Origin of the sequence: Methylobacterium sp. WL69 (assembly GCF_008039485.1) — a bacterium.
In the GTDB taxonomy this organism is placed as follows: domain Bacteria; phylum Pseudomonadota; class Alphaproteobacteria; order Rhizobiales; family Beijerinckiaceae; genus Methylobacterium.
In genome coordinates this window covers 68,522-75,581 of sequence record NZ_VRUZ01000012.1, presented here as the reverse complement: position 1 = coordinate 75,581, position 7,060 = coordinate 68,522, and the positions used below count along the sequence as shown (strand labels likewise).

7 protein-coding genes and 1 pseudogene are annotated in these 7,060 nt (G+C 66.2%); 1 reads left to right on the top strand and 7 read right to left on the bottom strand.

Annotation, left to right across the window (positions count from 1 at the left end; translation table 11 throughout):
* From FV218_RS06095 to FV218_RS06080, 4 genes and pseudogenes are all read right to left on the bottom strand, one after another.
* A pseudogene (locus FV218_RS06095) lies at window positions 1–430 on the bottom strand (transposase); the annotation flags it as partial.
* Window positions 431–744: 314 nt separating this feature from the next.
* Entirely contained in the window at window positions 745–1,494 is a 750-nt protein-coding gene (locus FV218_RS06090; RefSeq protein ID WP_147709076.1) for a glucose 1-dehydrogenase, read from the bottom strand.
* 81 nt (window positions 1,495–1,575) lie between these two features.
* Entirely contained in the window at window positions 1,576–2,388 is an 813-nt protein-coding gene (locus tag FV218_RS06085) for an SDR family oxidoreductase (protein ID WP_147709075.1), read from the bottom strand.
* Window positions 2,389–2,443: 55 nt separating this feature from the next.
* The gene (locus FV218_RS06080) at window positions 2,444–3,112 is read right to left on the bottom strand and encodes a glutathione S-transferase family protein (protein WP_147709074.1); all 669 of its coding nucleotides are present in this window, start codon (window positions 3,110–3,112) and stop codon (window positions 2,444–2,446) included.
* A 169-nt stretch (window positions 3,113–3,281) separates the two neighbouring features.
* On the opposite strand from FV218_RS06080, the gene FV218_RS06075 reads away from it, so the two are divergent.
* Window positions 3,282–4,175, top strand: coding sequence for a LysR family transcriptional regulator (locus tag FV218_RS06075; RefSeq protein WP_147709073.1), 894 nt, complete (start codon window positions 3,282–3,284; stop codon window positions 4,173–4,175).
* 117 nt (window positions 4,176–4,292) lie between these two features.
* On the opposite strand, the gene FV218_RS06070 is transcribed toward FV218_RS06075, so the two are convergent.
* The 3 genes from FV218_RS06070 to FV218_RS06060 form a co-directional block, all read right to left on the bottom strand.
* Entirely contained in the window at window positions 4,293–4,997 is a 705-nt protein-coding gene (locus FV218_RS06070; RefSeq protein ID WP_147709072.1) for a 2OG-Fe(II) oxygenase, read from the bottom strand.
* 125 nt (window positions 4,998–5,122) lie between these two features.
* Window positions 5,123–6,196 (bottom strand): bifunctional DNA-binding transcriptional regulator/O6-methylguanine-DNA methyltransferase Ada, encoded by a 1,074-nt coding sequence (ada, locus tag FV218_RS06065; protein WP_147709071.1) that lies wholly within the window; start codon window positions 6,194–6,196, stop codon window positions 5,123–5,125.
* Window positions 6,193–6,900 (bottom strand): flavin reductase family protein, encoded by a 708-nt coding sequence (locus tag FV218_RS06060; RefSeq protein WP_147709070.1) that lies wholly within the window; start codon window positions 6,898–6,900, stop codon window positions 6,193–6,195. The genes ada and FV218_RS06060 overlap by 4 nt, the downstream gene beginning before the upstream one ends.
* Between the last annotated feature and the right edge of the window lie 160 nt (window positions 6,901–7,060).

Sequence of the window (7,060 nt, the reverse complement as noted above, 5' to 3'; positions counted from 1 at the left end):
AGGTGGGATTGCTCGACGAGCCGGATGATCTCCAGCTTCTCGGGGGCCGGGTACCTCATGCCTCGTCGCCCCCAGCCCCGCTCATGCTTTTTTTAAGCAGACGGTTCTCCAGGACAAGATCAGCTACGACCTCTTTGAGCGCCCCCGTCTCGCGGCGCAGATCCCGCACCTCGTCCGCCGTTGCCGCACGAGCCGTGTCGCCGGACAGGCGCTTCTTGCCAGCCTCCAGGAACTCCTTGGACCAGCCGTAGTACATCGAGGCGGCGATCCCCTCACGTCGACACAACTCGGCGATGCTGTCCTCGCCACGCAAGCCTTCGAGCACCACGCGGATCTTCTCCTCGGAGGAGAACTGCCGACGTGTGGCCCGACGGATGTCCTTGATCACCGCTTCTGCCGGCTTCTTGGCCGGTCCGGATGTCTGCTTCATCTTCGCTCCTCAGGGGCTACGATGAACCAGCCATCCTCCGTTCGTGAAGACCCTCATTCTGTCCCACAGGTGCTGACGTCGGACAGGTAATGAGAACTTTTGGTTATTGCGAACACCCACGCCCCGACCGACGCTGAAGGGGGCAAGCGTCAGGCAACCGGACCTCGACCTTGATTCCAGAAGCAGACGTTCCGGCAGCGACCCAAGCCCGTCGTTTGCGGGACCCGATGCAGTCTCCGAAAGCTGACGTCCCCGCTGCCGCGGTGTCGTCAGCTTCGAACCTATAACCATCGCTTTCCGCATACTCGCAGGTCTCAGACCTGCGCCCAGCCGCCATCAATCGTCAGTTCGATGCCGGTCACGTACGATGCGTCGTCCGAGGCGAGGAACAACGCCGCCTTTGCGATATCGTCGCCCGTGCCGATGCGGCCGGCCGGCACCTGTGCCTGGATCCGAGCATTGATCCCGTCGATGCTTTCAACGGATATCCCGGCCTTGCGCATGATGTCGGTCGCGGTGTGTCCCGGTGCCAGGGCGTTCACGCGGATGCCCCTTCCCTTGAGGTCCGTCGTGAGGGTGCGTGCGAACGAGCGGATCGCCGCCTTGGTCGCCGAGTAGACACTGAAATCCGGCAAGCCCTTGGAGCCGGCAATCGATGTGTTGAGGATGATGGACCCGCCATCCGGGATGAGTGGCAGCAGCTTCTGGACGGTGAAAAACGTCCCCTTCGCGTTCGTATCGAAGGTGTGGTCAAAATCTTCCTCCGTAACCTGTTCGAACGGTCCGAGGCGGCCGCCTCCCGCGTTGGCGAACAGGACGTCGACACGGCCGTGCCTCGCCTCAGCGTAGGTCCTGAGGGCATCGAGATCCGCGAGGTTGCTGATGTCGCCGCGGAACGCCTCGACTGCTCCGCCAATCTCCCGCACGGCGGCATCCAGGGTATCCTGGTTCCGCCCGGTAATGACGACATTGGCACCTTCTTCAACGAACAGTCGCGCGGTCGAGCGACCCATGCCTTCGCTGCCGCCGGTGATGATCGCTATCTTCCCGTCGAGCTTGCCCATTCGCTTGTCCTGTCTCTGGTTTCGCCACGGATGCGACGATGTTTGGAAAGACGGTACGGCGAGACCGCCGGGCGCTCGACATCAGGCCACGAAGCGCACGACGCCGCCGTCCACACGCAGGGCTGCGCCGCTGGTCGCGGATGCCTGCTCCGAGCAGGCGTAGACGATCATGTTCGCGACCTCGTCGGTGGTGGCGAAGCGCCGGATCAGGCTCGTCGGCCGCAGCGCCTGGAGGAAGCCCTGCTCGGCTTCCTCCACCGTGATGCCGTTCGCCTCTGCCTGCCTCGCCATGAATTTCCCGAGGATCTCGGACCGGGTCGGCCCCGGGAGCACGGCGTTCACCGTGACGCCCGTGCCTGCCACCGCCTCGGCCAGGCCGCGCGAGACGGCGAGTTGCGCCGTCTTTGTCATCCCGTAGTCGAGCATCTCCTTGGGCGTGTTGACCCCGGACTCGCTGCTGACGAAGACGACGCGCCCCCAGCCCTTGTCGACCATCCGCGGCAGGTAATGTCGCGATAGGCGGACGCCGCTCATGACATTGAGTTGGAACAGGTCGAGCCAGTCGTCGTCAGGAATGGCCGCGATATCCCGAATGCCCCGGTACTCCCGGAGGAACGCCGTGCCGACGTTGTTCACGAGGATGTCGGCATCCGGCACCTCCGCGACGAAGGCTTTCGCGCCGTCCGCTGTCGACAGGTCCGCGGCGACGCCGGAGATGACGCTCCCCGGAAATGCCGCGCGCATCTGCCGAACCGCTTCGTCGACCCGCGCCCGCGTGCGGCCGTTGACGACAACCGAGGCACCGGTCCGCGCCAAGCCCTCGGCGGTGGCTCGGCCGATGCCCGCGGTGGAGCCCGTGACAATCGCCGTGCGGCCGCTCAAGTCGATATTCATGGGTCTGCCTTTCCGATGTGGCGCAGGCCGCCCTCGGCGATGCCGGCGCCCGGCTTCAGAGCGTGATGCCCACCGCCGCCAGGGCACCGTCGATGCGGGCGTCGACCTCGCGCTTCGTCGAGGCCCATGCCGGCACCGTGGCAAGCATGCGCTGCTGCCATGCGACCAGGTTCGGGAACTCGTTCAGAGGGATCTTCGTCCGCTCGTTCTGGGAGAACGGACCGGCGACATCGAAATCGGCCAGCGTCAGCCGGTCGCCGACCAGGTAATCGTGCGTCGCGAGGTGCGCATTCAGTACGGCTGCGGCAGCCCGGATCTTGTCGGCTGCCAGCTTGACGATGCTTTCGTCGGCAGGCTGGCCCACGAAGCGCTTGGCGAGCACCTCATCGAAGGTGAGCGTCGCGAAGACGCGCCACTGCTCGCCCGACCAGAACATCCACTGGAGGATCTCGAACCGCTCACGCGTCGTACGGCCCGCCAGGTCGCTGCCCGCCTTCTCGGCGAGGTAGAGGTTGATCGCCGCGGACTCGTAGAGGACGAAGTCGCCGTCCACCATCACGGGCGAGAGGCCGTGCGGGTTCAACTCCAGGAACTCGGGCGTGTGGCTCTCGCCCTTGAAGAGATCGATGTCCACGATGTCGATGTCGACGCCCATGGCGGCCGCCGCCGAGGTGACGCGGCGCCTGCTTCCGGAACCAGGGTCGCCGTAGATCTTGATGGCCATAGCAAAACACTCCTTTTCTTCTCGAATGCCTCAGGCATGGCGTCGAGCTTGTCCTGAAGCCTGATCGCCGTTCTCCCGTGCGCCGCGGTGACGCCGTGAGCTAGGAGATAGGCCATTTGCAAAGGTCAGTGTATTCACTCATAACAAAGAACATCTATCCGGATTTCAAATGAGTGATCGCTGGCAGGAAATGGCCGTGTTCGTCCGTGTGGCGGAGACTGGGAGCCTGTCGCGAGCGGGACGCGAACTGATGCTCTCGCAGCCCTCCGTCTCGCGCGTCGTCGGAGCGCTTGAGGCGCGGCTGGGTACGACGCTGCTGTTGCGCACCACCCGCAGCATCTCCCTGACGGAAGCCGGCAGCCTGTACCTAGAGCGGGTCAGATCCCTTCTCGCGGAGGTCGAGGAGGCGGAGCAGGCGGCCCGTGGGGTTGATTCCCTACAGGGCGTCATCCGCCTTGCGATGCCGGTACTCTACGGTTCACGCGCCGTCGTCCCCGCGCTGTCGACGTTCCTCGCCCGGCATCCCGACCTCCGGGTCGAGATCACCATGAGCGATGCGCGCCAGAACCTCATCATGGACGGTGTTGACGTCGCCATCCGCCTGGGCGTCGGGCCGCCGGCGGACTCCACGTTCGGAGCTCGCAGGCTTGCCGTGGTCGAGCGGCTGGTGGTCGCGGCGCCGGCTTATCTCGCGGCCCGCGGTACCCCTGCCAACCCGGCCGAACTCGCCCGGCACGATTGTATCGTCCAGCACGGCCTGTTCGGTCGCGAGAGTTGGCGCTTCACGCACAACCGGACCGCCACCTCCGTCGATGTCCCTGCGCGGCTTTGGATCAACTCGGCGTCGGGAATACTAGCTGCCGCGGTGGCGGGGTTGGGCATCGCGCTGGCGACCCGTGTCATGGCCGGGGAGGAACTACGGGACGGCCGGCTCACCCAGCTCCTCAAATCCTACCGGCTCGATCCGGCCGAAGTCTATGCGATCTACCCAGCGGGTCCGAGGCCGTCGGCGAAAGTCCGGTCGATTGTGGATCATCTTGGAGCGTCGCTCACCCCGGGCTAATCACAGATGCGGAGGCGGTGTCCGAGAAGGATGAGCCACCATGGGTGGAATACCTTGGTGCGCCCGGGCGACCTTTTCGGGTATCTGCCGGCACGGGATGGGTGAGCGCGGTCCATCTCAGGTAGCGTCGTGGAAGATGATCCCCACGGTGTGTCTGCGACCCGAGCGGACTTCGCTGACCCCATGCCGCATCGTCACGCGGTAGTCGCCCTTGGACCCGCGTTGAGGCCGGCTGTTCACCGCGAACACAACCGCGTCGCCTTTGGCGACCGGCACGACCGCGGCCCGCGACTGCATGCGCGGACGCTGCTCCGTCAGCACGAACTCGCCGCCCGCGAATGCCTCGTTCGGTTCGGACAGAAGCGTGGCGACCTGGAGCGGGAAGATATGCTCGCCGTAAATGTCCTGGTGCAGGCAGTTGTAATCGCCCGGGCCGTACTGCAGCAGGAGGGGCGTCGGCCGGCGCTGTCCGGCGGCATGGCAGCGCTCCAGGAACTGCGCGTGGGTCGCGGGGAAGCGGGCGTCCAGGCCCATGCGGCAGTGCCACGCGTTCGCCATCGGTGCGAGCTTCGCATAGAGCTCCACGCGCAGTTCCTGGACGATCTCGGGCAACGGATAGGAGAAGTAGCGGTACTCGCCCTTCCCGAACCCGTGGCGCGCCATGACGACATGGCTGCGGAACGCGGGAGAGTCCCCGTACATCCCGGAGATCGCGTCGCATTCGTCCACCGCCATGAGCTTCGGCAGCACGCCCCAGCCCTGCCTGTCGAGGTCGCGCGCGAACATCTCCCAATCGAATTCCTCGATGCGTGTCGTGATCATGGCGCGTTCTCCATGGTGGCCAATATACGTTCGCGACCGACGCCCCGGCGGTGGCCCAGGATCGATCCGCCCGCCTTCGGTCCGCGATGGTACGGCACGACGCGGCCAGGGCTAGGAACGAACGCTCAGGCGGCCGCCCGCTCGCGGGCCAGGATCGCGCGCTTGCGCTCGACGCCCCAGGCGTAGCCCGACAGGGCGCCGTCGGTGCGCACGACGCGATGACAGGGGATCACGACCGCCAGCCTGTTGGCCGCACACGCGCCCGCGACCGCCCGTGTCGCGCTCGGAAGCCCGATGCGGTCGGCGACCTCGGCGTAGGACAGGGTCTCGCCGAGCGGGATGTCGCGCAACGCCTGCCAGACCCTTTGCTGGAACGCGGTGCCACGCACTTCGAGAGGCAGATCGAGACCGACATCGGGCGCTTCCACGAGACCGACCACCTTGGCCACGATGGCTTCGTAGTCGGCGTCGGCACCGATCAGCGTCGCCTTGGGGAAGCGGTCCTGGAGACTTCTAGCCAAGGCATCGGGATCGTCGCCGAGCAGGATCGCGGCGACGCCTTTGGCGCTTGAGGCCACCAGGATCGAGCCGAGCGTCGTCTCGCCGATGGCGAACCGGATCTCCTCCCTTGCCCCGCCCTTGCGGAAGCTCGACGGCGTCATCCCGAGCATCGCGTTGGACGCCTCGTAGAAGCGGCCGCTGGAACTGAAGCCGGCATCGTAGATCGCCCCGGTGACGCTGCCGTCGCCGACCAGCGCCTCACGCACGCGCCTCGCACGATGGGCCGTCGCGTAGCCCTTCGGCGTCAGGCCGGTGTGCGCCTTGAAGATGCGATGGACGTAACCGGGGCTCAGCGCGAGCGCCGCGGCGAGTTCGGTCAGCGACGGAGGCGTCTCTCCGTCCTCGATGAGCCGGCAGGCCCTGGTGACGAGTTCGGCACTCATCACCTCGGCGGCCGGGCCGTCTGGCCTGCAGCGCTTGCACGGCCTGAAGCCGGTTCGCCGCGCGTCCTCAAGGGTCTCGTGAATGGTGACGTTCGTGGGATTGCAGCCGCGCGAGGGGCATGAAGGTCGGCAATAGACGCCCGTCGTGCTGACCGCGTACCAGAACCGGCCGTCGGCCATCCTGTCTCGGGCGACAATGCGTGCCCAGCGAGGATCGGCGAGGATCGCTTCCGCGTGATCGTCCCGGCGGCTCATGGCGTCGGCGCCCGGCCGGCATGCTCGGCTTCCCCGCGGGCCCGATCCACGTCTGGCATGCGGTAGCTCCTCTCCTCGATCTCCGCGAGGCGGGAGGGAACGATCTCGGTGGGGGACACCCCGTAGAGCTTCTGGAAGTTCATGATGAGCGGCTGCCACCTTGCCGGGTCGATCCGGTTCTCGTGGCCGTCCATGAGCAGGCTCGGATGCACGTGGACGCGGGTGATGCGCACCTCGAAGGCCGAGATCAGGCCGGCGACCTGGGGGTCGTCGTCCATGATACCGTGCCGCGCCGCGACGACGGCTTCAAGTTGGATTGGGCACTCCACGGCGCGGGGCGGGGCCACCGTCTGCGATGCGATGGGGGTCAAGCCGGCCACCTCGAACTTGGAGGGCTCGTACGCGTAGCCCAGCCGCTGCTTGAGTTCGGGTATCGTCTCGGTGCCCGTCAGGCGCGCCAACCTGTTCACGGCATCGGCCTGCTTCGGCGACGGCAGATTGAGCACGCACTCCCCCGTGCGGATCATGTTCTGCGGCGTCTGGGATGCGGTCTGGAGACCGAGCATGCACCGCCACCCGAGCCACCACGCGGAGGACATCGGTGCGATGTTAGCGGTCCCGTCCTCGTTCTGCGTGCTGATGAGGACGACCGGGGTCCCGAGGTAGAGGATCGAGGGCTCGATGGTGACGTGTGGATCGATCACGAGGGGCTCCGTGGCTAGGCGACGAGCCACCTATGCGGTCCCGCGGAAGAGGATGAACTCCGCTTCTTGCTCTTGAAACGAGCAATTCTCGCTTTTCATCGAACGTCCGCCATCCCGACCTCGTGCTCCAAAGCGGACCGACCGAGAACGACCCAACCCG

Coding starts and splice junctions, on each gene's coding strand:
- FV218_RS06085 (WP_147709075.1), bottom strand. CDS start 2,388: ATGAATATCGACTTGAGCGGCCGCACGGCGATTGTCACGGGCTCCACC.
- FV218_RS06075 (WP_147709073.1), top strand. CDS start 3,282: ATGAGTGATCGCTGGCAGGAAATGGCCGTGTTCGTCCGTGTGGCGGAG.
- FV218_RS06080 (WP_147709074.1), bottom strand. CDS start 3,112: ATGGCCATCAAGATCTACGGCGACCCTGGTTCCGGAAGCAGGCGCCGC.
- FV218_RS06070 (WP_147709072.1), bottom strand. CDS start 4,997: ATGATCACGACACGCATCGAGGAATTCGATTGGGAGATGTTCGCGCGC.
- FV218_RS06090 (WP_147709076.1), bottom strand. CDS start 1,494: ATGGGCAAGCTCGACGGGAAGATAGCGATCATCACCGGCGGCAGCGAA.
- ada (WP_147709071.1), bottom strand. CDS start 6,196: ATGAGCCGCCGGGACGATCACGCGGAAGCGATCCTCGCCGATCCTCGC.